This is a genomic window from Imperialibacter sp. (assembly GCF_048007035.1).
In the GTDB taxonomy this organism is placed as follows: domain Bacteria; phylum Bacteroidota; class Bacteroidia; order Cytophagales; family Cyclobacteriaceae; genus Imperialibacter.
Genome location: NZ_CP180355.1, coordinates 3,676,876 through 3,698,366 on the forward strand (window position 1 = coordinate 3,676,876; position 21,491 = coordinate 3,698,366).

21 protein-coding genes and 1 pseudogene are annotated in these 21,491 nt (G+C 45.3%); 7 read left to right on the forward strand and 15 right to left on the reverse strand.

Annotation, left to right across the window (positions count from 1 at the left end; translation table 11 throughout):
- Positions 1-14 precede the first annotated feature (14 nt).
- Both ACMVP2_RS15710 and ACMVP2_RS15715 read left to right on the forward strand, forming a co-directional pair.
- On the forward strand, positions 15-986 hold the full coding sequence (locus ACMVP2_RS15710) for a Kelch repeat-containing protein (protein ID WP_416864212.1): 972 nt from the start codon (positions 15-17) through the stop codon (positions 984-986).
- A 26-nt stretch (positions 987-1,012) separates the two neighbouring features.
- Positions 1,013-2,218: a hypothetical protein gene (locus ACMVP2_RS15715; RefSeq protein WP_416864213.1), complete on the forward strand. Its 1,206-nt coding sequence runs from the start codon at positions 1,013-1,015 to the stop codon at positions 2,216-2,218.
- A 129-nt stretch (positions 2,219-2,347) separates the two neighbouring features.
- Here ACMVP2_RS15715 and ACMVP2_RS15720 read toward each other — a convergent pair whose 3' ends face one another.
- The 11 genes and pseudogenes from ACMVP2_RS15720 to ACMVP2_RS15770 all read right to left on the reverse strand — a co-directional run bounded on the left by ACMVP2_RS15720 (position 2,348) and on the right by ACMVP2_RS15770 (position 11,638).
- A complete protein-coding gene (locus ACMVP2_RS15720; RefSeq protein ID WP_416864214.1) occupies positions 2,348-2,953 on the reverse strand; it encodes a DapH/DapD/GlmU-related protein in 606 nt (201 codons plus the stop codon).
- Between the two features lie 211 nt (positions 2,954-3,164).
- Positions 3,165-4,379, reverse strand: coding sequence for an alpha/beta fold hydrolase (locus ACMVP2_RS15725; RefSeq protein WP_416864215.1), 1,215 nt, complete (start codon positions 4,377-4,379; stop codon positions 3,165-3,167).
- Positions 4,380-4,515: 136 nt separating this feature from the next.
- Positions 4,516-4,959 carry a YHS domain-containing (seleno)protein gene (locus tag ACMVP2_RS15730; protein WP_416864216.1) on the reverse strand — a complete coding sequence of 148 codons (444 nt, stop codon included), beginning with the start codon at positions 4,957-4,959 and terminating at the stop codon, positions 4,516-4,518.
- Between the two features lie 281 nt (positions 4,960-5,240).
- Positions 5,241-5,603, reverse strand: a complete 363-nt coding sequence (locus ACMVP2_RS15735) for a DoxX family protein (protein ID WP_416864217.1) — start codon at positions 5,601-5,603, stop codon at positions 5,241-5,243.
- Positions 5,604-5,678: 75 nt separating this feature from the next.
- Positions 5,679-7,955 (reverse strand): efflux RND transporter permease subunit, encoded by a 2,277-nt coding sequence (locus tag ACMVP2_RS15740; protein ID WP_416864218.1) that lies wholly within the window; start codon positions 7,953-7,955, stop codon positions 5,679-5,681.
- A 32-nt stretch (positions 7,956-7,987) separates the two neighbouring features.
- Positions 7,988-8,938, reverse strand: a pseudogene (locus tag ACMVP2_RS15745) (DUF6695 family protein).
- A 1-nt stretch (position 8,939) separates the two neighbouring features.
- A complete protein-coding gene (locus tag ACMVP2_RS15750; protein WP_416864219.1) occupies positions 8,940-9,446 on the reverse strand; it encodes a hypothetical protein in 507 nt (168 codons plus the stop codon).
- 122 nt (positions 9,447-9,568) lie between these two features.
- A complete protein-coding gene (locus ACMVP2_RS15755; RefSeq protein WP_416864220.1) occupies positions 9,569-10,132 on the reverse strand; it encodes a YceI family protein in 564 nt (187 codons plus the stop codon).
- 28 nt (positions 10,133-10,160) lie between these two features.
- On the reverse strand, positions 10,161-10,634 hold the full coding sequence (locus ACMVP2_RS15760) for an OB-fold protein (protein ID WP_416864221.1): 474 nt from the start codon (positions 10,632-10,634) through the stop codon (positions 10,161-10,163).
- A gap of 111 nt (positions 10,635-10,745) precedes the next feature.
- Positions 10,746-11,003 (reverse strand): zf-HC2 domain-containing protein, encoded by a 258-nt coding sequence (locus tag ACMVP2_RS15765; RefSeq protein WP_416864222.1) that lies wholly within the window; start codon positions 11,001-11,003, stop codon positions 10,746-10,748.
- Between the two features lie 26 nt (positions 11,004-11,029).
- On the reverse strand, positions 11,030-11,638 hold the full coding sequence (locus ACMVP2_RS15770; protein ID WP_416864223.1) for a sigma-70 family RNA polymerase sigma factor: 609 nt from the start codon (positions 11,636-11,638) through the stop codon (positions 11,030-11,032).
- Between the two features lie 522 nt (positions 11,639-12,160).
- Between ACMVP2_RS15770 and ACMVP2_RS15775 the strand changes: the two genes are divergently transcribed.
- Together ACMVP2_RS15775 and ACMVP2_RS15780 are read left to right on the forward strand one after the other, a co-directional pair.
- Positions 12,161-12,598, forward strand: a complete 438-nt coding sequence (locus ACMVP2_RS15775) for a thioredoxin family protein (protein ID WP_416864224.1) — start codon at positions 12,161-12,163, stop codon at positions 12,596-12,598.
- A 167-nt stretch (positions 12,599-12,765) separates the two neighbouring features.
- Complete coding sequence (locus ACMVP2_RS15780) at positions 12,766-14,016, forward strand: TAXI family TRAP transporter solute-binding subunit (protein ID WP_416864225.1); 1,251 nt, start codon at positions 12,766-12,768, stop codon at positions 14,014-14,016.
- A 24-nt stretch (positions 14,017-14,040) separates the two neighbouring features.
- Here ACMVP2_RS15780 and ACMVP2_RS15785 read toward each other — a convergent pair whose 3' ends face one another.
- Together ACMVP2_RS15785 and ACMVP2_RS15790 are read right to left on the reverse strand one after the other, a co-directional pair.
- Positions 14,041-14,280, reverse strand: coding sequence for a CBU_0592 family membrane protein (locus tag ACMVP2_RS15785; protein WP_416864226.1), 240 nt, complete (start codon positions 14,278-14,280; stop codon positions 14,041-14,043).
- 9 nt (positions 14,281-14,289) lie between these two features.
- On the reverse strand, positions 14,290-15,234 hold the full coding sequence (locus ACMVP2_RS15790; protein WP_416864227.1) for a LysR substrate-binding domain-containing protein: 945 nt from the start codon (positions 15,232-15,234) through the stop codon (positions 14,290-14,292).
- Between the two features lie 189 nt (positions 15,235-15,423).
- On the opposite strand from ACMVP2_RS15790, the gene ACMVP2_RS15795 reads away from it, so the two are divergent.
- A complete protein-coding gene (locus ACMVP2_RS15795; protein ID WP_416864228.1) occupies positions 15,424-15,882 on the forward strand; it encodes an ankyrin repeat domain-containing protein in 459 nt (152 codons plus the stop codon).
- 57 nt (positions 15,883-15,939) lie between these two features.
- On the opposite strand, the gene ACMVP2_RS15800 is transcribed toward ACMVP2_RS15795, so the two are convergent.
- Positions 15,940-17,862 carry a DUF7133 domain-containing protein gene (locus ACMVP2_RS15800; protein WP_416864229.1) on the reverse strand — a complete coding sequence of 641 codons (1,923 nt, stop codon included), beginning with the start codon at positions 17,860-17,862 and terminating at the stop codon, positions 15,940-15,942.
- Between the two features lie 18 nt (positions 17,863-17,880).
- Entirely contained in the window at positions 17,881-19,755 is a 1,875-nt protein-coding gene (locus ACMVP2_RS15805) for a family 16 glycoside hydrolase (protein WP_416864230.1), read from the reverse strand.
- Between the two features lie 402 nt (positions 19,756-20,157).
- Between ACMVP2_RS15805 and ACMVP2_RS15810 the strand changes: the two genes are divergently transcribed.
- Together ACMVP2_RS15810 and ACMVP2_RS15815 are read left to right on the forward strand one after the other, a co-directional pair.
- Positions 20,158-20,691, forward strand: a complete 534-nt coding sequence (locus ACMVP2_RS15810; RefSeq protein ID WP_416864231.1) for a helix-turn-helix domain-containing protein — start codon at positions 20,158-20,160, stop codon at positions 20,689-20,691.
- A 101-nt stretch (positions 20,692-20,792) separates the two neighbouring features.
- The gene (locus tag ACMVP2_RS15815) at positions 20,793-21,365 is read left to right on the forward strand and encodes a helix-turn-helix domain-containing protein (protein WP_416864232.1); all 573 of its coding nucleotides are present in this window, start codon (positions 20,793-20,795) and stop codon (positions 21,363-21,365) included.
- Positions 21,366-21,491: the final 126 nt, after the last annotated feature.

Below are 21,491 nucleotides of genomic sequence, written 5' to 3' on the forward strand. Positions count from 1 at the left end.
GGATGAATTTAAAAATGAAATGGCTTCTTTTCCTGGGCCTGGGTATTATATCCACCGGATGTCTCGATGATAGCGAAGACGACGACTCACAGGGAAACTGGACCAAGGTGTCTGATTTTGAAGGAGTAACAAGAAGTGGTGCTGTTTCTTTCAGCATAGGAGAGAAGGCATATGTGGCTACCGGCTACACCGGCACAGAATACCTTAGTGACTTGTGGGAGTATGATCCGTCTTTGAACTTTTGGTTGAGAAAGGCAGATTTTCCTGGAGTGAAAAGAAGTGCCGCCGTGGCTTTTAGCGTAAACGGAAAAGGTTATGTGGGTACGGGTTACGACGGGTTGAATGATTTAGATGATTTTTGGGAATATGACCCCTCTACAGACACTTGGACTCAGGTGACCGATTTCGGAGGCTCAGCCAGGTACGGTGCCGTAGCGTTTAGTTCTGCAACAAACGGGTATGTGGGTACTGGCTACGACGGCAATGACCTTAAGGACTTTTGGACCTACGACCCGGCTGCCAATGAGTGGACGCAGGTGATCAGCATAGGTGGATCCAAGCGGGTGGATGCAATAGCATTCACTATCGACAACAAGGCTTATGTAGGCACTGGCAGAAACAATGGTGTTTATCAGTACGATTTTTGGGCCTATGATATGGTGGCCGGGACATGGCAGCAAATGCTGGATCTTGACGATGATGACGACTACCTGGTGGTAAGGCACAATGCTGTTGCTTTTAGCAGAGATGGCAAGGGGTATATCACGACGGGTAACTTTAGCGGCTTGCTGGTAAGCACCTGGGAATATAACCCTGTCACCGACCTTTGGTCAGAATATACGGGTATAGAAGGCCCCGCCAGGGAGGATGCAGTCGCATTTGTGGCAGGCAGCAGAATTTTTGTAACCACTGGACGGAGCTCCACAGTAAGGTTGGATGACATTTGGGAGTTCAAACCTGAAGAAGTCTACGACGAAGATCTTTGATGATGAAAGGCGTCATCCTAACATTTGTGTTACTTCTTAGCACCCTGGCTGCCGTTACGGGGCAGGATATTTATGGCTCGCCCTATAGTTACTATGGCATCGGCCAGCTGGTAACACAGGGCTCAGGCATCAATACAGCCAAAGGAGGAACGGGTATTGGCAGCCGGCCGTGGTACGACTTAAATACCGCCAACCCGGCTGCCTATACAAGCCCGATTGTTCCGTCAAATTATATTTTCCTGGCCGATTATGCTTTTTCATTTCATGACTTTACCTACAGCAGCAGCCACTATAATTCGGTAGAAAGTTCCATTACCAACCTAACGATGTGGTTCAAGCCAATGAATAATCTGGGATTGGTGGTGGGCATGTCGCCCTACTCAAAAATGGGCTACAATATCAACGAGGTAAAAAACCTGGCTGGCTATGGCAATTACGATGTGTTGAACAAAGGCACAGGAGGGGTGAATCGCTACTATGTTGGGGCTGGTTACACGATTTGGAAGCGACTTTCTTTCGGCTTCAATGCCAACTACCTTTTTGGATCGCTGCAGCGGGAAACGAAGGTGCAGCTGGACGAGCTGGACGAAACTTATGCCAGAGACAGGCTGTCTCTTGCCAACTTTGCTTTTGACTTTGGCATGCAGTATCAGCAGAAATTCGGGAAGAATAGTTATATCAACGCTGGAGGCATATGGAAAAAAGGCACTCAGCTGAAAACTGTTCAAACCAATCAGCTGATCAACGCCGAAACATCAAGTCTGCTCATCGGCTGGGATTCTTACCCTGACGATTACATAACTCCGGATGAATACGGGGTGGGACTGGAGGTATCTCTATTCGACAAGGTGGCTGTCAGTGGCGATTTCCTCTACAAGGATTATTCGAAGGCTTTTCTCGGTAACGAGGTGACCATGCTTGATACCCGGAGGTTTTCCGGAGGCGTCGACTGGATGCCCAATCCGGCAAGTCAATCCTATTTTGGCAGAGCAGTTGTGCGGGCTGGCTTCTTCTATGAAACAAAACCCTGGAAGTTAACCCAGCAGCAGCTGGCTGGCTACGGGATAACCGGCGGACTAAGCCTCCCCCTGAGCAATTATATGTCAAGAATTAATCTGGGCTTTGGCTGGGAACAAATGGGGACAAGTGCCACTGGAAGAGAGTCAGTGTACACGGTAAGTGTTGGCCTGAGCCTGCATGACAAATGGTTTCAGAAGCGGGCCTACGACTAGAAAATTTTGAGTTTGTAGACAACGAGTAAAGTTTTATTCAAACCCTTACTCAATTGCAAAGACCACTGTGACATGACGGTGGTTTTTCTTTTTAAAGCCTTTGCAAGGAGGGCGGCTTTCTTCGTCAAATCATTCTATAACCTGCTCAACCAACTCTAGTCGCTTCACGACTTTGTTTTTCTCAAGCACAGTGCCGGGCGACAACACTGCATTGGCCCCTACCTTGCAGTTGTCGCCTACCAGAGCACCGAATTTTGTGCTGCCGGTTTCAACAACCCTGCTTTGATGCAGGACTCTTATTTGCTTGTCCGGTCTTTCATTATTATGATTGGCTATGACGGAACCTGCTTCAAAATTCACATTACTTCCGATGATGCTATCGCCAACGAAATTGAAATGAGCCAGGCTGCTGTGATCGAAAATGATGCTTGATTTCACTTCGCACCCAGGCCCGATGGTCACACCCTGTCCCAGGAAAACCCCTCCACGCAGGTAGGCATGGGCTGCAATAAAGCACTTTGGGCCAATAATAGCTGGCGCTTTGATGATGGCTCCTTCTTCAATAGTTGCTGTTTTGTGCACGGCAATACCGTTTTGAATGTTGAAATCATCCTTACAACTCTTCAGCAGTGAGAGCACTATTTCTGTCAGGCTTGAGGTGATCTCCCAGGGAGAGAGATGCGAATGTTCTGCAAAACTATTTTCAAAGGCTGAAACAAAGGGAGCTACTTTCATTCCTGTTCATTTTTGATTCGGGGAGGCCGCTTACATATTAAATAAGGATGTCGAATATAGCAACGGCGCTTGTTCCAGCCCAAATAATGTTCAAAACAGTATTGGGGAAGTGGGAGTAAGTCGGGTGATGAGTATGTGGCGTTAGCGTTTCCAGATTGAGTAACACACCTTACGCTTCCATTTCGTTTAGTATTCGGTTACCTCATGTTACTCATTGGAGTTTGGTTTCAACAACTGCTCCTGCTTCCAACATTTTATGAACAGGACACTTATTGGCAATCTCAAGGAGTCGGCCCCTCTGAGACTCATCGAGTTGTCCGGTAAGTTCGATTATCCGCTCGAACTTGCTTGTTTTCCCTGTGGTGTCTTCACATTTTTCACAATCGTCCATGTGCCCCGTGCTATGATTTATGTGCACCAAAACTTCATTAAGCGGCCACTTTTTGCGATCAGCATACATTCGCAGTGTAATTACAGTGCAAGCCGCAAGTGCGCCCATTAACAGTTGATAAGGAGAAGGGCCGGTATCCAAACCTCCTACATTCTCAGGTTCGTCGGCAGTAAATGAATGTTTGCCAGCTTGAATTTGTGTAGCGAAGGCCGAACTCTTTCCACCTATTTTTGCTACGAGCGCAGCGTCGGACATGAGCGGTTCCTCATCTTTTAAAGGAATATACCTGTTGGCCCATGAGGCGATAACATTTCCTGCATATATGGCATCTGCCTTTCTGCTAAGCAGGTGGTCAGCGCCTTCGAGAGAAATAAAACTTTTCGGGTGGTGCGCTGCTGCATATAGTGCCGCCGCATTTTCGATTCCCACTGTGGTGTCTTGAGGGGAATGCAGAAAAAGAGTAGATTTTCTGAGGCCCTTCATCACTTCAGGAAGTTGATGCTCACGCAGGTTATCGACCAGCTGTTTTTTTATTGTGAATGGACGCCCCCCAATATTAACTTTCGCTTCACCTGAAGCCTCGATATCGTCGATGCTATTTTCAAAAAGATGTGCCACATGGGCTGGGTTGGAGGGGGCTCCAATGGTGGCAATCGCCTTGACAGATGGCATTTGTATGGAAGCATAAAGAACGGCAGCACCCCCAAGTGAATGCCCTATCAGCAGAGTGGGAGCCTCATACTCTGCTTCCAAAAACTTAGCGGCATAAACAAGATCATCGACATTGGATGAAAAGTTGGTGTCGGAAAAATCACCTTCGCTGCTACCAAGACCCGTGAAGTCGAAGCTAAGCACGCCGAAACCATTTAGCGTCAGGGCGCTTGAAATTGCCCTGACCGCATGGAGGTTTTTGCTACAGGTAAAACAATGTGCAAAAATGGCATAGCCATGACGCTGGCCTCCGGCTGGCAGCTCGAGCTTTGCAGACAGCCTTATGCCTTCTTTATTTGGGAATGTTATTTCATGTCTACTCATCTTTTTCATGTTGGTATTTATGAGTTGTTATGTCAACCTTAATTAATCAATTGTCTTTGGCAAGCCTAATGCCCAGATCAATCTTTTTGTTTTCAGGTTCACATGTTCTGATCAACTTATAGATTTAGTATTGTCTTTAGTTCGCTTGAAAGTGTTTGGTATAATTTGCTGTCGCCTTTATTTTGTTGCCGATGGGGTCTTTCTCCCAGGCTGTGAGCCCGTTGAAAAATGCTCTTACCGAAAAGAAGTGAAGCTGGTTGTCCTGAATTTTGTACATCGTGTAGTCAGGAATGACAAAATGGTCTTCCGCCATTGATATGGAGCACCAACCACCATATGCTGGCAAATATTTTGACGGGTTGTTAGCGAATTTTTCTCTGTTGCTCTCTGAGGAAAAGTAAATCATTTGCTCGTCGAGGAGGTAAAAGTGCTGAATGTTGCCCGGTGTCGGCGTTCCGCTAAAATAGCTAACCGGATCATAACCTTCGAAAAGGGGCTTGCCGCTCTTTGTAGCAAATTTTTGTTGCGAATAGCTACTAAATGAAATCAAAGCCAGGCACAGGATTAGAATTTTTCTCATGACGAATTTGTGAGTTAATTGGCAGCTATTTGACAAGGTCGCCGTTGATTTCTGACATTTTTTACGTGATTTTTTGTGCATGCTGAGTCAGGTTATTTGACCTCTGAAGGCTGACAAGTTGCTTGAAACCCATTTTTAGAGCGGGCACGTTTGCCGCCTCCTTCATTTCACACTGTCTATATCCTGATAGCTCACCTCGAAAGTAAATCTTGGGCAAGTCATCGGGACGGTTTTCTGACTGGACAGCGGCCACACCAGGGCCGACTGTGGTCAGTAAAGCCCTATGCAGCTTCAAATGCCTTTTTTTCGAAGAAGAAGACAGCGAGGAGCATAATTAATGCCAGCACAGGCATCATAAACATGCCGTCGTTGGCATTGATATGGGAATAGATCGCCATACTGAAATCAAAGAAAAAGCCAACCAATGCCCACTCTTTTAACTTTTCAGAATACCTGGAGGCAATGGCAATTACACCAAGTATTTTAGCGACGCCCAGGGGAATTATTATGAACGAGGGAAAGCCAAGGCTCTTAAAAAGCGTGGCGGTAACGTCCGTATTGAAAAGAAAGTTGAATGCTGACATCAGCATAAATGCGGAAAATAATACCAGCGCAATCCAGTAACCAATTTTGAAACCTTTCATAGTCTGAGATATTTAAATGTTTGTTTGGGGATTAGACGTGAGATTCTGAAATCCTGACAACAGCCACTTTATTTATTAGTGAACTTTGGTTTTACGAACCTTTCCTAAAACCAAAAGAGCAGGCAGCAGTAAAAGATCTGCGATGACTGCAACGACCATGGAAAAGCTGATCATGATGCCCATAGTGTGAATACTTTGAAAGGATGAAGCGGACAAAATCAGAAAGCCTGACATTAGAACCACAGACGTGAATACCATTGGGTTGGTCATTTCAGCCGCAGAGGAGAGGATCGCCTTCCGATGACTTTGGCTTCGTCGATGCTTTCGATAGTTGTTGAGAAAGTGGATGGTGTCATCTACGGCGATACCATAAACTATGGTAAAGATCAGGGCAGTAGATACCTTCAGGTCGATACCAAAAAGTCCCATCATTCCGCTGGCCACTAGCAGGGGTAGCATATTAACTATCAGCGAAATGGCCGTGATTTTTATTGACCTGAAAAAAAGCAAAACAACCAACGACGAAATAGAGATTGCAGTGAGGATTCCCCTTGTAAAATACTTGCTAACGGCGTGGTTTGCATTGTCAATGAGATGGGCTGTTCCGGTTAGCCGAAAGGATAAGTGATGTCCAATGGAATCAAAGACGTGCTGAAGACCAATATTCCTCTCCCTGTACACGGCGCTGCCTAAGTCCAATAATCTGCCTGAGATTCGTGCGGTTTTTTGATCGTTCGATATTAGCTCACTCGCATGCCTCCATATATGATGGTTATTGGCTTGAGCTGCCAGGTTCTTGAGTTTTTGCTTACTGAGTGGTACCTCATAGGAACCTGCAACGCCTCCATGTTTTGCACGGTTGAGAGACCTGATAATGTGAAGTGGGCTTGACAGGTAGCCGGCACCATATTCGTTTTTTAAAAAGCTTTCTAGTTGCTGTATTTCATCAAGTGCTTCAAAGTCGAGGATAGACCCATTCCTGGTCGTCGTTTGCATCACTATCTCGAAGGGTCTTACTCCGCTGAATTTATCCTCAAAGAATTGAAGGTCAGCTTTTAAAGGACTTTTTGGATCGAGGTCGTCGAGAAAATAATTGTTTATTTTTACTTCAAGAGTGAAGTGCAGGCTCAATAAAGCAAGGAGGGAAAAAAGACCAATGACCGTCAACGGATGGTGGACTGCCTTTGATACACCCCTTTCAATCAATGATTTTTTCTTTGTGATGACGTGCCGCTGTGGTGGGGCTATGGGCATGAATCTAAGGAACGATGGAATTAGGATCATACCCATCGCAAATGAAAGCACTATTCCAATCGACGCAAGTGTTGCGAACTGTTGGATCGAGGGTATCGGTATAAACACGAGAGACAAAAACCCCAGGGCAGTGGTGCAAGCACTAAGAAAATTTGGCAGGAGTGTCTCAACAAAAGCCTCTTTAATTGCGTCGTCTTTGTTTTCTGCAGATCTGTATATTTCCCTAAACCTGGTTAAAAAATGAATGCAAAATGAGGTGCTGAGTACAAACACAAGTGTGGGTAGCAAGGTCAGCATAAGGTCCAACTTGATATTGCTGATGGCTATACCACCCATAAGCCATATGAGCGACATAACGATGACTACTATTGGAATTAGCGCATAAGCAAAGGAGCGGAATACAAAGAACAGAGAGCCAACGAATAGCAAGAATGCCAATACTGATAGCATTAGCATTTCAGATTTCATTTTGTTAATGTAGTGATGCTGTGTATGTATCCTTCCCGCCAGATGATAGTCAAATCCTCCGGCACTTCGCATTACATCTTTCAGCTCCTGGAGCAGTGCTTCATTTTCATTGTAGGACAAGTTGTTAGCAAGCAGCAATACCAGGCTGATGCTGCTCGTGTCTCTGGAGAAAAACATGCCTGTATAATCGCCTATGCCATATATCCGCCTGATATCTGCTGGATACCTCGTCGGATCATTTGTGTGGACAACGGGGATTGGCAGAAGCCCGGATAGCGGGGTTTCTATATAGTCATTGAGTGTGGTAGGTGATAGTACCCGTTTGACGTTCTTGACTTCCGAAAGCAATTTTGAAAGGGTATCTACATTGCTAAGAAAGGGCTCATCAAATAAGCTTTGGTGCGATTGTACCCCTATTAGCAGCACATCGTTTTCGTTCCCAAACGTCTGCCTAAAGTTCTGATACGCCTGTACTTCCTCATCGTTGGAAGCAAAGAAGGCTTCGATATCATAATTGAAGGAATTTTTTTTGAGTGAAGGGATTAAAAGAAGGGTAACCAGAATAATTAAAACCAGCGAAGCAATAGGGAGGCCCCCTGTATTCAAATACTCAAATATTTTTCTCCCCACAGTTCTTTTCTGTATTTTTTGTTCCTGCCCAATCAGAGGGTTTTGCCATCTGTGCAGGGCCTTAGCGTAATTATTTTCTCTGCTTGCTTCACACTGACCAGGCTACAATGACTGGGATACACCACCGAGTAGCTGGCCGAGAGGTCAAGCGTTTCGTCAGTTTGCAGAAGCGATTTACATTCCACTCGTCCGTCCGGGGAATACCTTACCAACTGCAAAAGCCCGGATGATTTTGGAGTTAATTCGAACCAGGAGCCAGCGCCCTCGCCAGCCAGCCACTTAATGTTTTTTGACAAGTGATCGGGAAACACGGGTGGCGGCAATAGTTCAGGAAGCTCTCGCATATTTTCTTTTCTCTATATCGATACTTCTTCAAAAAGCCCGTAGGTATAGGGCTGCCTTGCAATCACTTTCACATTCCCGATGGGCGTTGGGGTGATCGTCACTTGTAGTTGTAGTTTTAAGCGAAATAAAAGGGACCTGCTACCCGATTTCAAGACATTGCTAACGAACCTTGAACAGTTGCTCCCGCCGACAATAAATGGGCCGTAGGGCAAAAAAACTTTTCCCTGAACTTTCAAAGCACGGCACATAGCTTTGCCAAAGTTGATTCGCTTGACTGCTGTGAATACTGGCCCATCGCCGTGAAAGGAGGGATTTTCATGAAGTTCTTTCATAATATCTCCCAGGTTTGTAATACTATGGCTTGTCCTTGAAAATTTTGGAATGGTTTTAATCGAAAGGTCATGATCGGTATGTCGGCTTCTTACCCTGCCAAACCCCCTCGGAGCGTGGTACCTTCCAAAATCGAAATATTCGCAGATGGGATCTGCATCTGAAATAAGAATCACGGCCGCATGCCCAACCTTATAGAAGCCATTTTTATTGAACCCCGTTTTTGACATGAGCCGATCATACCATGCCCCTGCTTGCTTGCAGTGAGTTTCAGGCCAGGCTACTGTAATGGCGAACCCTGATTCCATATTAATTCTGGTAAGTGCTGTTTTTGAACCTTAATGTTGATGGAGCAAGACCAAGCTTGGGGTCAATATTTAACCCTTCGCCGCATAAGGCAATTTTGATTATTGCCAAATGGTGAATACTATGATCCAGTGCATAAGCAAGCTCCCTTTTCAGGGAAGAATTGATGACCTCTTTTTCCTCTTCGTCGCCTGAGTAGCTGGCTCTGAGCAACAGAGCTTTGTCTTTGGTAAGCCTTGTAAGCTTGGAAATAAGACCCTGTGCCACTTGAATAGCAAAATTTGGGTCTGTTTCTATTGAGGTATTTCTCACTCTATTGTCGTAGCAGATTTTTCCGCTGGCTTCTTCCAGCACTAACTGTTGGTAGAACTCAAGAATGTGTCGCACATGCTGGCCAATGGTCGCATCATTGATCAGGGGTAGCTGCTTCGTGAATAAATGACTTGGGGTATTGATAAGCAGTTTTTGAATGCTTTCAAGATCTGCAATATTGTGAAACGTAAAGTTCATGATGCCGGAAAATAAAGTGAAAGGTGTTGTCAAGATCTTGTAAGGGGCCAGAGCGTAACCCCATTCCCAGGATAGAATCGATTGGTAGCAACGCTCTGGTTACCTCTTGGTAAAATCAATAATCACTTTTTGTAAATTGTTTTTACCGTTACTTCTACCACTTTGGCCACATTGGTGGAGGGCTTACCTTCTTCAAAAGCGATTTCGAAATCTTTTAGTATAACGTCAAACTTTGTGTCTATACTAACTTCATTTCCTTTGATCGTTACCGTTCCTGAGTTAGAGAATGCATTGGTTACAGCTTTAATAGTGAGGTTGCCTTCCACATTGGCTTCGTACACCCCATCCTTGTCAAAATTGACTGCACTCACATTGGAAATTTTGCCTACAAACTTTGCCTTCGGATACTTTTTCGTGTTAAGGAAATTATTGCTGTTAAAATGCTTTTGCATGAGTGCCTTTTCAAACTCAAAACTCTGCATCGGAACCGAAAACACCACTTCACCCGTCTCGGTATCCAGTGTGCTTGTGACTTTGAAGTTGTCGGAAGAGATGTCTTCGGCTGCGGTGTGAGAGAAGAAATTGATGTGGCCGGTATTGCTTACCAGTTTACCGAATCTGGGTGCGAAAGCAGCTGACACTACAAATGTCAGTATCAATGATAAAAGTTTAACTGAATTTTTCATTTTGTTCTTTTTATAAGTTTTAAAGGAATTATTTTGACACTATATCAGACTTCTCAAGGATAACATTTTCGTAAAGGCCAAGGTCTGCGTCGTAGCCAGCACCGGCCCGGATTACTCCTTTTATCGAGATTGTTTGCCCCACTTTCAGCTGTGCAGCTTTTTCATCCGTGCTTGTCATGAATGTGCAGCTAACGCCAGCTTTGTCTGTAGGTTTTTTCAGCAGCACCACATGGAGGTTGTTCATATCAGTATCGATGGAGGCAATGGTGCCAGATATGATAAGAATCTTCGATTCTCCTTCCTCTTGTAAGTACTTTTCGTTGGCAGCCTCCGGATTTGCCAGGTATTCCGAAACCAATTCACCGGCTTCTAATTCGAAATCCGCATTTGAAGCCTGCACGTCCCGGTGCGGCATATTGAAGAGATATACTGCATATAATACGCCAGCTGCGAGTCCGATAGCTACTACTATAATACCTCGCTTGATAAGTTTATTTTTCACATTCTATTGTTTTGGTATGCCAGAGAGCTGTGGACACTCGCCCAACTCTTTCAACAAAACAATAGACGCATGGTCAGGAGAAACCTGACAGTGATGTGCAGAAAGAATATGTTATTTTTTATCCAGGCTTTTAAGAATTCTGGATTTTAACTCGTCGGTGGAGCTATTGCTCACCTTGGTGTGGGGTGAGTCCTGTGGTTCTTTCAGGAAGTTATTAAGTGTGTTGTGGATGTTTGTAGACTGTTTTTGGTAGGAGCTACAAGCGGAGCACATGCTCAGGTGCATTTTCAACTGGAGGTTCTCAACAGTTGTTAAACCTGTATCCAGTTTTTTCTCAATCAGCTCTGAAGACTTTTTACATGAGAGCATTAAAAAATTTATTATTCGCCACATAGTCATACTGATTTAAACCATTTAATTTCGAGACAGGCTCTTAGTTGTAACCTGGCTCTTCTTAACAGTTGCCAGAAATTGGACGGGGTAACATCCAAATCCTTACAGATTTCTTGTCCGTCTTTTTCATCCATGTATTTGAGATGGACTGCCGAGAACCATTTTGTGGGCAATTCATCGAGGCAAAACTGAAGAACCAGCCTGAAATCAGCATCGTCGAGCAAATGGCTGTTTCCTTCTCCCCAATCCTGAGGCCTGCTATTTTTACGCCACCGACCATTTTCGTCGTAAATCTCTTCTAATAAATTTCCAGACTCCCCATCCTGCTGCAGTTGCGATTGCGTTAGAACGATATTCTTAAATTTTTTGCGGTGGTAGTCAATGATCTTATTATTCAAGATGGAGAAGAGCCAGGTTTTTGGCTGGCTTTCATACTTAAAGCCATGAATGTAACTGAACGCTGCAGTAAATGTTTCTTGAACAAGATCCTCAGCGATGGCCTGGTTGTTAGTTTTATTTAATGCCCATCGGAGTAAATCGTCGGTGTGCAAGTTGACCCAATCTCCTATGATTGCTGACACCTCTTCCGGGCTTTTTTTGGCTGATTCCATAAAGAGGAAATGTAGTGTATGTCTGAACTAGCGTGTTAGATATTTTTTGATGAAAATACTAAATATTCCGTTTGCATGTCGCTCATCACCACTCTGCAATCGACCGACACGCTATCAAGAACGATTTTTCTTTGTTTCTAGCAGCAGACTTTTCTTAAAAGAATTCCTGGCTCGGATTAGTTCTCCATGAGCTGGATTTTCGATTTTGTCGCTGCCTGGGCATACCATTGACCTATTTGCCCTGTTACGAACTTAGGAATCGGCATTGCATCGACATTTGCTGCTGGCCGGTAAGCGCACACCGCTCAAAGCCCGATTCTCAACACCAGCACCTTGTTTTCTTGGCAGGGCTATTTTTTTCAATGAAAAAACGACTAAAAAAATCCCGGACATATTTTGTCAGGATTAGGGCCGTTAGCCGACTAAGTAATCATCTGCAAGCACCGGCCACTTTTCCCTTTTATAGAGTGAGTGAGCCGTGAGAGATGGTTTGCAGAAATATTTGATCTAAATCTTTACGACATGAAACAATTGATTTTACTGCTTGGCATAGCCGTTACGGGAATTCTTATCGCTTCCAATAGCGCAGCTGTTGATTTTGAAAAGAATAGTGAAAAGGGAATACAGTTTCGTCAGGTTACCTGGGTAGAGGCGCTGGAAGCAGCGAAAAAGGAAGATAGACTAATTTTTATCGACGTTTACGCTACCTGGTGTGGCCCCTGCAAGGCAATGAAAGCCAGAACTTTTTCGGATGAAAAGGCAGGTGACGTTTTCAATCAAAGGTTTGTCAACATTGCCGTTGATGGTGAATCCGCCGAAGGTCTGGAGCTGGTAGGAAAATTTGGAGTAAGGGCGTACCCCACCTTATTGTTTGTGGGAGCGGATGAAAAGCTTGTGGGGGGAGCGGAAGGTTATCATACCACGGATCAGCTTCTATCGCTAAGTAAAAATGTAAAGTGATTGAGGCACCTGGAGCCGGGGAAAAGGGTTTGAGTTTGTGGGTAGAACGTGCCACAGTATTAAGCCAGAAAAGGGAACTAGACAACAAGGCCCGGTGAATCCCCAAAGGCTACAAACTTGATCAGAAGGCTCCCCAAGACCCAATACTACCTAACCAACCTTTCAATATGAGAAATATAATTTTTGCCACTTTGCTGTTGTTTTTGGCTGCTTGTCAAAGTGAACTCGAGACGGTCAAAATCATTTACTCCGTGGATGAACCAAAGGGAGAAATTGCCAGCGTGCTTAAGCAGATTATTGAAGAACACACAAGATATAAGGTAGAGTTGGTTATTGGCGATGGGTCATTGGCAGCGTACGATTCCCTGGCGACAGGCGCAGCCCACTTGACTATTGTTGAAAACAATACCCCTCTCAGTGGAGGCGTCTTTGCTATAGCGCCAATTTTCCCGGAGATTCTTCATATTCTGTATAAGAGCGATACGGCCATCCACTCGTTTGAGGATCTTTTTTATGGAAAGACAGCTTACATAGGACAAGAGGGGAGTGGCAGTTATGAATTTATGGTCACGCTGTTTCAATTTTTTGAAATAGACAGGTCGAAAGTAAAATTGACTGACGACATTTTTTCTTCTGACGTCTTTTGTGGATTTACTGATCTGTTGAAGGAAGAGGAGTTAATTGGGTTGGAGGGGTTTAAACTATACAGTTTTGATGACCAGTCTCAAATGGGACTTGGTTCAGTGACTGAAGGTATTTGTATGAAGCATCCTCAAATGAAGACTTTCACGATCCCAAGATATACCTATGGAAAAATGACGCCGACACCGGTGTTCACCTTGGCAGTGGATGCTGTACTAGTTGCAAGCGGTTTTCTACCGGATGATGTGGTTTACGATATTACTAAAGCAGTTTTTGAAAATCACCAGGACTTGAACAAGATAAGTCCTCTTATTTATTCCCGCATGTCGGAGGACTTTAACTCAGATGATTTAAACTTTCCGCTGCACGCAGCTTCCAGGGTTTATCTGGAGCGAGATGAACCATCTTTTTATGAGCGCTATGCGGAGTCGATAGCACTGGCTTTCACTTTGCTGGTGGCGACATACAGTGGGCTCAGGTCATTTGCGAAGTGGAACTCGCAGCGAAAGAAAGATAGAGTGGATGTGTTCTACAGATACACACTTGATATTAAAAACAAAGTGCCCTCGCTCAAAACCACTGAGGAGTGCATTTTAAGTCTATCTGAAGTTCGGAAACACCTAAATCAGGCATTTCAACTCCTTATAGATGAAAAACTACTTGCAAACGAAAGTTTTCGAATTTACATGGAGCTTTCGAGAGACACGCAGTCTGAGCTAAAGACCAGGTTGAGGTATCTAAGGGAGCTGGGTAAGGCTCCCCCAAAGGTCATTTAGCCGTATTTGCCACAGGTCGTTTGGTTAAAAAAGTGTGCGATAAATTGCCACCAGACTGATCCCTATCCAGATGATATTGAGGACTGTATTAGGATAGGCCTTCTTGACATAGGTGTAAATGGCCAACAAGCCGCTTCCAAGCAGGTTCAGCAACTGAAATTCGAAGGATACTCCCTCCAAAAAACCGTAGCTTGTTAGCGCAAAGCCAGCCAATAGCAGAACAGCACCCACCCAGCCCAATCCTTCAATGAGTATATTTTTCACGAGTCTAAATTAAAAAGTAACCTTCTTTTCTTTTCGTCTATAGGCAATTTCCTGCCCCTGAGGTGCTTGAAACTTTTCCGGAATGTGTTTTTTGATCTCTTCCATAAAAGCCGTTATCATTCTCTTTTTCACAAAGTCACGCCGTGTCATCAGGCTAATGACCCGGAAAGGCTCAGGTGCAGCGAAACGTTTGAGCTTCAGGGTATCGCTTTCTCTGAGTTGCAAAGTGCTCAACTCAGGCAAAATCGTTATCCCAAGGTTTTTATCCGCCAGGTTTCTCAGTGTTTCCAGGCTGCCAGACGTGAACTCCAGGGTGTTTTCTTTCTTGTCCCGCAGCTCACAGAACTGAATGATTTGCGAGCGGAAGCAATGGCTCTCTTCAAGCAGCAGCAACTCATTGGGGTCAATGTCTTCTGCCAGCAAAAGCTCTTTGTCAAACTTCCTGGCTGAGTACACTACAAAGGGCTCATAGTAGAGGGGGAAGGCGTTGAAAAGCTTAGTGTCGTCTGGGCTAACCAATATGCCGGCGTCCAGCTTTCCTTCATCCAGCTTTTCAAGTATTTCCTCTGTGACATGCTCTGAGATTTTCAACTTGATATGAGGGTACCGGATCGTAAACTCATAGATAAAAAGTGGAAGCAGGTAAGGAGCAATGGTAGGGATGATGCCAATTTGCAAGTCGCCGGCAATCGTGTTCTTTTTTTCCTGCACCAACTCCTGTATTTTGTGTACCTCCTGCAAAATAAGCCTGGCCTGACTAATCAGGCTCTTACCCGTTTCAGTAGGTACCACAGGGTATTTGCTACGGTCAAAAATTTTTATGTCATATTCTGACTCCAGCTTTTGGATCATCATGCTCAACGTAGGCTGAGTGACGTGGCACTGATCTGACGCTTTTGAAAAGCTTCTCTCGTTATCGAGTGCTACTATGTACTCAAGTTGTTGTAGATTCATTAAATCATGTTTCCTGCAATATAGATTATATCTATTTAATCATAAAAAGAATCAGTTTGAATTATAACTGTATCAGCCGTACATTTGTGCTGTAGAAACATAGATGATATTAGTTACCCAGCTAATAGAGTAGGTGTTTATGAGGAGTAGTCGACCGGCTACTCCTTTTCACTAAAAAGGAAAGAAGGAATGGATTTTTTTCAGTCGATACGACAAGGTGATCTTGCTGGTGTGAATGCGATGGCAACAGCGGAAAGTTCGCTGCTGACAAAGCTAGATGCCCGTGGATTTACGCCCCTTGTATTAGCGACCTATAGCGACCAGATCGAAATCGCAAGGTTTCTACTTTCAAGTGGTGTCGATGTAAATGCTATTGACGCTGCCGGTAACACTGCATTGATGGGCGTTTGCTTTAAGGGCAATGCTGAAATAGTGGAATTGCTTCTTGAGCATGGAGCTGATGTAAACATTCAGAACAAGCAAGGAGCCTCTGCCCTTATTTATGCCACCACCTTTGGTCAGATTGAAATTGCAAAGCTCTTGCTGGATGCTGGGGCCGACAAGCATTTGAAGGACAACAAAGGGAACACAGCCCTGATCCACGCTCAGGCACACGGAACGGAAGCGCTTGTGAAACTGCTCGCATAAAAAAGCTCCCAGATTAACTCTGGAAGCCTTTATTCTTTCATTCTGTTCTCCAGCCGCCTAGGGTCTTTCTTCTTGCAATGAAATGATCCAGTTGGCTATTTTCATCGCATCTTCGTCTGACACTTGTGGCATTGGGGGCATTTCCGTGGAGTAGCCTGGCCAGTTTTCTGCCTTCGGGTTGCGGATAAGATCAACGATTTGCTTCGCCGTATACCTTCTGGCCGCAATGTCTTTATAAGCCGGCCCAACCTGCCTTTTGTCAACCTGATGGCATGCAAGGCAAGTGTTTTTTGCGAGAATTGGCTTGATCTCCTCAGTCGTCAGCACAGCGTTGGCTGAAGCCTTAGGAGTTGCTGGTTTTGCAGCGACTTTTTTAGGCGCTACCTTTTTAGAAGCCGATGACCGTTTGGTGCTCACCTCCGTCATGTTCAATTTCGTGCCTGCGGGAATATTATTCAGGGTGTAGTAACCAGTGCCGTGGAGCACCGATGATCCATTTGCAGACTTTATTCCGGGCAGATTGATCTCATGCACGTAGTATTGGCGCAGGTTGTCAACCACAAGTCTTACACTCATGCCATCATCCGCAACCTTCACTCCTTTGATGCCGAGTTTTTCTGTATTAATAGGCGGGCTACCATAAACAGAGTGGTACTTGTAAATGAAAGACTGGCCGGCGTATGAGTCGAGGTCTTCCGCAGTGGCTTTGTCTACTGGCTGAGTGAAACGAATTTCGAAACCGTCGGGCATGGCCTTCACAGTTTGCATTTCGAAAGGAGTCTCGCCCGTCCACACCACACGTTCAAAGCCAGATGTAGTGCTTCCCGCCGAACCCCAGCCTCGGTTGGTTTCTCCAACGAAGAGCGAACCATCATGGCCCCAGCTCATGCGAAGCACCCCCGATTGGAAATCTTTGATAAAGTCGAAGGCCACACCCTGGTACTCTCCGTTTACTTTTTCAAGGCTTACCCTCATGATTTTGCTTTGACCCTGGTCGCCAATCAAAAGCTGGTCTTTGAACGGGCCAAAGCTGGCCTCTTCACCTATCTCAAGAATTTCTGAATTCGAAATGCCCAGGATACCATGTGGCAACCATACCGCTGGCAGCGTAATCTCAGGTACCGCTTCTTTTGCATGATACAGCATCTCCGGGTTTTTCTCATCGGCGTTGTTCTCAGGCTTGAGGTACCTGCCATCCACTTGCTCCCTTTCCTCATGTACTTTGGAAAAGAACTCTTTAGCGGAAACAGTCACGGGAGATTCCGCTCTGTCGGCCCATTTCAAACCTGCTGGATGCCCGGTGAAGCTTCCTTTTTTGATGTGCCATATACCTCCAGAGCCAATCCAATCACCCTGGTTGTCGGCATAGAATAGTTCTCCGTTGATCATTCCTAGTCCGGCTGGTGATCGCATGCCAGTAGCCCATGGCTCCATTGCTCCTTCTGGTGAAATACGCATGATCCAGCCTCTCCATGGCACTCTGCTTTCGCCTCTCCACCACTCCTGGTCACCAAAAGCCACATTGCCTGATACAAACATGCTTCCGTCGGGGGCTATTTTAGGGCCATAAGAGTATTCATGGTAGTGACCTGATACGGGCCAGGCGTAGATGGTTTCATACACATCGGCTCGCCCGTCGCCGTTGGTGTCCTGCAGCTTTGTGAGCTCACCCCGCTGTGCTGTCAATAGGGCATTCTCATTGAAAGTCAGTCCCAGTGGCTCGTGAAGGCCGCTGGCGAAAAGGGTAAAGGAAGGCAAGTTGCTGTTCCTCATGTACGGATCCTCTACTATCCAAACATCACCTCGCCTGGTAGCGAGAGCCACCCTTCCGTCAGGAAGCGTTGTGATGCCACCTACTTCGAGGAGCATGGTCTCCGGTGTGGGGATGGTAATGATCTTGTAGAAGTCGCTTTCTTCAGCTTCCTGCGAGAAAGCGTTGAATCCTACAAGCAGGGCTATTAATGAGATATATTTTTTCATGATTTCTTTCAGATTTTATTACCAAACAATTTGATAAACAACCGAACCAGTTGCTGGCACCAGGAGCTCTTTCGTAGCGCCCTTGTCAGCAATAGTGGCCTCCTGTGCTGATTTCAGCTCTATATAGTAGTCAAAGCCGTCGATGGCATAGGCTCCATTATCCAGTTTTCTAATCTGGCTGCCTTCGGCTATTCTGACCTGGCTGCCTGTCGGCGCATTTTCAACAGATATTTCCCTTTGAAGCACTTTTCCTTCTTCCACCAGCTTGCTCTTATCTTTCACGCTCGCCCCGCTGTAAGTATAGAGAAAGGTTGGAAGGCCATCGCCATCAAGGGTGTACCCACTGCTTCTGAAATCAGGGAGTTTGTTGAGCTCAAAGTTGGCACTGCTTTGTCCAGGCAATACCAGTGTTGGCTTGCTGGTCAGGTACTCTACTACCCCAATCGGCCTGAATGAGCCATCGCCTCTGTCGTGCCACATCGGTGTTGCGTCAATGAAACCGCCTCTCCAAAGGCATACTACGCTGCCACTTTTCATGTCGTAGATGTAGTTTAGGCCCGCAGGATCACCAACGGCGATGGTATGCGTAAGCCTTTGGCTTCTGTCTCTATTGTAGTCAAGGAATGCTCTCAACAGCCTTGGACTATTGCCAGTTTCGACAATAATCGGAGAGGCTACGTTGCTGGCAGGAGGGAAAGAGCTAAAGGCGTGCAATGCCTGAGGGTAGCTGTTGGAGCTTTCCACCCACAGTCCCATGTTTGGACTCACCCAGCTCACATATTTAAAGTAGGTAATTTCAACCGAATGGGTACCTTTTGTAAGCTTTACGGGCTTTCCACCTCGCTCATAGTAGTTGGAAATCGTTTGCCCATCAATGACCAACTTCATCGCATTGCCGGTATTTGTGTTGAACTTGTAGGTATCCTCCACAGGTATTTCCAGTGCTCCGTAATATTTTACTGCAAACTCATTGTCCTTCTTCGCTACTTCCCAGGTGAGTTGTTCCGTTGAGCCTATCGAAGTCGGCTTCAGGTCTTTGAAATCCTTTTCACTTTCAAAATGCCCGTCAAAAACTTCGTAGTTGATACCAGATAGCGCCACGTTAGCTGGCTTTAGCAATCTGTAGCGGATGTTTCTGAAAGCCACCGGGCCATGGTCTCCCTGGATCATCAAAGGGCCTTCTGCTACTTCCTTGTCATTAATCGGGCCGCCCGTAAGGCGTGGCACTTCCAGGTTGTCATGAATTCGTACGCCATTTAGCTCCACAAATACGAACCGGGCGTTTTCTGTCTTTTCACCAGCAGCATTGAATCGGGGGGCCTGGAAAGAAATTTTAATTGTTTGCCACAGGCCAGGGGCTTTTGCAGCATTTACCCGGGGTGCCTTCCCGGCATAAGCCTTTGTTGGCTCATTTTCCCAGTTGCGATAAATACCTCCAATGTCTCCAAAGCCTGGATTTTTCACCCCCCAGCTGTCAAGGAGCTGTACTTCGTAGTTGCCTTGAAGGTAGATGCCGGAGTTGGATCCTTTGGGAATCATCACCTCAAGTTCCAGCTCAATGTCTCCGTGGGTCCAGTTTGTGACCAGGTTGTCTTTTTTCTGATCGCCGTTGAAATTGAGGAGGATGCTCTGCCCGGAAGTATACTTTACTGGATGCTCCGGTTCAGGTGCGGCCTTACTCTTTTTCTTCTTTTTGCCTGTTTCAACAGGCGGTGCCTCATGGTGAATGGATAGGTTTCTGTCCATCATTACATCGCCAACTATCATCCAGTTGCCGGCCTGAGCCTTGAACGATGACAGGTCATTTAACGGGAGTGTTTTGTATCCTTCCTGAGCCCAGCCAGCGTATGCAGCCAACCAGAGTGTCAGTGAGAATGCGAGTCGTTTCATCATATGTATCAGTGGTTATAATTTCAGAGTAGCAAAAGCGGCTTTACTTAGCCCATAAAACAAGCCATTGTATGTGTCCAATAGGCGGGGCTGAAATTAGGCTGAAATATGAATTTTGGCAAAGAATGGAGGGAAATGGTGGCTGAAATATCTAAAATTCATCTTGGCAGCGTGCCAAGGTGGCTGTGGTGTGAGGGTAAGTATTTGGAGGATTGCCTGCTAAGTTTCACGTGTTCACTCACCAGAATTTTATTCGAAATAAATAACCAACTGGCGAACGCTGAGGAAATAAAATCTCTCAAGTTTATGGTGATTCGCAGTGTTGACTTATTTTTATAAAGGGATAAGTGCCAGTTGCCTATGGTTATAAGCATCAAAAATATGGTTTGTAATCGTTGCATCTTGATGATCGGGCAGGAGCTTGAGAAGCAAGAACTGCAGGTACGAAGCATCGTGTTGGGCGAAGTCGAATTGGAAAATGAGTCACTTTCAAAAGAGCAATTCGACAGGCTCGACGCTTCATTGAGTCTCATGGGGTTTGAGCGCATTGATGACAGGAAGGCGAAGCTTATTGAGTCGATGAAGTCATTGATTATTCAATTCATCCACAATAAGGAATCATCTGAAAGGAAATACAATTGGTCAACTGTGCTCTCGGAGAGCCTGCATTTTGACTACAATTACCTAAGCAACTTGTTCTCGTCTGTTGAGGGAGTCACATTGGAGCAATACATCATCAAGCAAAAAATTGAAAGAGTGAAGGAGTTGTTGTTTTATGATGAGCTCACCCTCAGCGAGATTGCGGACAAACTTGGCTATAGCAGTGTGGCTCACCTGTCGGCACAGTTTAAAAAGATGACTGGTTTCACCCCTTCCGCCCTAAAGAAATCCAGGGAGATTGATATGGAACGGAAATCCCTGGATCATATATCTGAGTAGGAGCTTCGATCCTGAAGAAAGGAATTCTACAACACATTCCGGCATTTGTGTAAAGACGCCCAGCATGCATAGCATGTACTTTGTTCCAAAAGCATTTCGGTATGGAGCAAAAGTACCAAATTCAAATAAAGGGCATGGTCTGCGATCGTTGCATCCTCTTTGTGAAAACGAAACTTGAGCAAATGGGTTTTGTAGTGCAGAAAATTAGCCTTGGGAGTGTAACAATAAATAAAAGCCTTACGCCTGCTGAGCAGTCGCAGCTTGAGGAAATACTCTCTGAAGCAGACCTTCAGGTTATTTCCAGCAGACAACATAAGCTAATATCGCAAGTCAAGTCTGTGATTCATCAAGCTTTAGAGTCAAATTATCATTACGGCGCACCAATGAAATTCTCAAAGCAAATTTCCGAGTCGCTGGGGCTAAATTACAGCTCTATCAGTAAGCTGTTTTCTGAACACGAAGGCATAACCCTTGAGCAATATTTTATCTCAACAAGGATAGAAAAGGTAAAGATCCTGCTGACTTCTTCCACCTTGTCGGCAACGGAAATAGCTTACATGACGGGGTATAGCAGCGTGAATCATATGTCCCATCAATTTAAAGAGCACCAGGGCCATGCGCCTACTTTTTTCCGCAAGGCAGTACCCGAAATGCTCAACGCCACCTGCTACTGAAAGGCGAGTGATTTCCTGCACTCACATCAGGCAAGTCCAATCGCCGGTTGCCGACCGCCATGGAATTATATAAATCGAACCCATTTAAATGTAGAAGAAGGTCAGGCATTTCGAGAAACTTTGTCC

Bases quoted from the DNA above. Each gene is read 5' to 3' on its own strand.
- ACMVP2_RS15710 (WP_416864212.1), top strand. From the start codon at position 15: ATGAAATGGCTTCTTTTCCTGGGCCTGGGTATTATATCCACCGGATGT.
- ACMVP2_RS15720 (WP_416864214.1), bottom strand. From the start codon at position 2,953: ATGAAAGTAGCTCCCTTTGTTTCAGCCTTTGAAAATAGTTTTGCAGAA.
- ACMVP2_RS15725 (WP_416864215.1), bottom strand. From the start codon at position 4,379: ATGAGTAGACATGAAATAACATTCCCAAATAAAGAAGGCATAAGGCTG.
- ACMVP2_RS15730 (WP_416864216.1), bottom strand. From the start codon at position 4,959: ATGAGAAAAATTCTAATCCTGTGCCTGGCTTTGATTTCATTTAGTAGC.
- ACMVP2_RS15735 (WP_416864217.1), bottom strand. From the start codon at position 5,603: ATGAAAGGTTTCAAAATTGGTTACTGGATTGCGCTGGTATTATTTTCC.
- ACMVP2_RS15750 (WP_416864219.1), bottom strand. From the start codon at position 9,446: ATGAACTTTACGTTTCACAATATTGCAGATCTTGAAAGCATTCAAAAA.
- ACMVP2_RS15755 (WP_416864220.1), bottom strand. From the start codon at position 10,132: ATGAAAAATTCAGTTAAACTTTTATCATTGATACTGACATTTGTAGTG.
- ACMVP2_RS15765 (WP_416864222.1), bottom strand. From the start codon at position 11,003: ATGCTCTCATGTAAAAAGTCTTCAGAGCTGATTGAGAAAAAACTGGAT.
- ACMVP2_RS15770 (WP_416864223.1), bottom strand. From the start codon at position 11,638: ATGGAATCAGCCAAAAAAAGCCCGGAAGAGGTGTCAGCAATCATAGGA.
- ACMVP2_RS15775 (WP_416864224.1), top strand. From the start codon at position 12,161: ATGAAACAATTGATTTTACTGCTTGGCATAGCCGTTACGGGAATTCTT.
- ACMVP2_RS15780 (WP_416864225.1), top strand. From the start codon at position 12,766: ATGAGAAATATAATTTTTGCCACTTTGCTGTTGTTTTTGGCTGCTTGT.
- ACMVP2_RS15790 (WP_416864227.1), bottom strand. From the start codon at position 15,234: ATGAATCTACAACAACTTGAGTACATAGTAGCACTCGATAACGAGAGA.
- ACMVP2_RS15795 (WP_416864228.1), top strand. From the start codon at position 15,424: ATGGATTTTTTTCAGTCGATACGACAAGGTGATCTTGCTGGTGTGAAT.
- ACMVP2_RS15800 (WP_416864229.1), bottom strand. From the start codon at position 17,862: ATGAAAAAATATATCTCATTAATAGCCCTGCTTGTAGGATTCAACGCT.
- ACMVP2_RS15805 (WP_416864230.1), bottom strand. From the start codon at position 19,755: ATGATGAAACGACTCGCATTCTCACTGACACTCTGGTTGGCTGCATAC.
- ACMVP2_RS15810 (WP_416864231.1), top strand. From the start codon at position 20,158: ATGATCGGGCAGGAGCTTGAGAAGCAAGAACTGCAGGTACGAAGCATC.
- ACMVP2_RS15815 (WP_416864232.1), top strand. From the start codon at position 20,793: ATGGAGCAAAAGTACCAAATTCAAATAAAGGGCATGGTCTGCGATCGT.